The organism is Paenibacillus rigui, from assembly GCF_002234615.1.
Lineage (GTDB): Bacteria > Bacillota > Bacilli > Paenibacillales > NBRC-103111 > Paenibacillus_S > Paenibacillus_S rigui.
Window position 1 is genome coordinate 1 of sequence record NZ_NMQW01000098.1, and the last position, 792, is coordinate 792.

The following is a 792-nucleotide window of genomic DNA, read 5'->3' on the forward strand; positions in this document are numbered from 1 at the left end:
CGCCTAACTCAACCCTTCTTATTCGTCGGCAGCGTCAGATGTGTATAAGAGACAGGTCCTGTTATGCTCAGCCGGTGGAAGGCGGAATTCCTCGAACGGGCTTCGACCGTTTTCGAGAAGAAAACCCAGGAAACCGAGAAATTGAAAAAGGAGTACGAGAGCAAGCAAGAGCACCTAGAGAAGCTGGTCGGCCAACTCACCGTTGAAGTCGATTGGCTCAAAAAAAAATCTGGTCTCAAATGAACCGCTGGAAGTCCGGAAAGCAATGGTCGAACGGGACCATGTTGAGATTACCGTAAAACGTCAAGCAGACCTGTTGAGTGTGAACCGAACCAGTGTGTACCGTTCGAGGAAGGAGCAACAGGAAAGCGAAGAGAACGTGCAACTCATGCATCGAATCGATGAGATCTACATGAAACACCCTTATTTCGGTTACAGACGTATGACAACATTTCTTCGGGATCAGGGTTTGGGGATCAATCGTAAGCGCGTTCGTCGCCTGATGCAGATCATGGGCTTGGAGGCGATCTATCCGAAGCCGAACCTAAGCAAGCGCCTCCATGCGAAATATACACGTCCCTATCTACTTCGAGGCTTAACGATCGACAGGCCCAATCAGGTCTGGGGAATCGACATTACCTATCTGAGAATGGGCAAGGGGTTTATGTACTTGTTCAACATCATCGATTGGTACAGCCGCAAAGTAATCGATTACGAGGTGTCCAATACACTCGAGAAGGGTTTTGTTTTGACGTGCCTCAAACGTGCATTCAGCCGCTGCAAACAAGAGGT

General features: G+C 49.0%; 2 protein-coding genes. Both read left to right on the top strand.

Annotated features, from left to right (window positions below; translation table 11 throughout):
• The first annotated feature begins 63 nt into the window (after positions 1-63).
• Positions 64-243 (top strand): hypothetical protein, encoded by a 180-nt coding sequence (locus CF651_RS33335; RefSeq protein WP_342746640.1) that lies wholly within the window; start codon positions 64-66, stop codon positions 241-243.
• 22 nt (positions 244-265) lie between these two features.
• The coding region (locus CF651_RS31805; RefSeq protein ID WP_342746641.1) for an IS3 family transposase at positions 266-792 on the top strand (527 nt) is incomplete at its 3' end.

Bases quoted from the DNA above. Each gene is read 5' to 3' on its own strand.
- CF651_RS33335 (WP_342746640.1), top strand. From the start codon at position 64: ATGCTCAGCCGGTGGAAGGCGGAATTCCTCGAACGGGCTTCGACCGTT.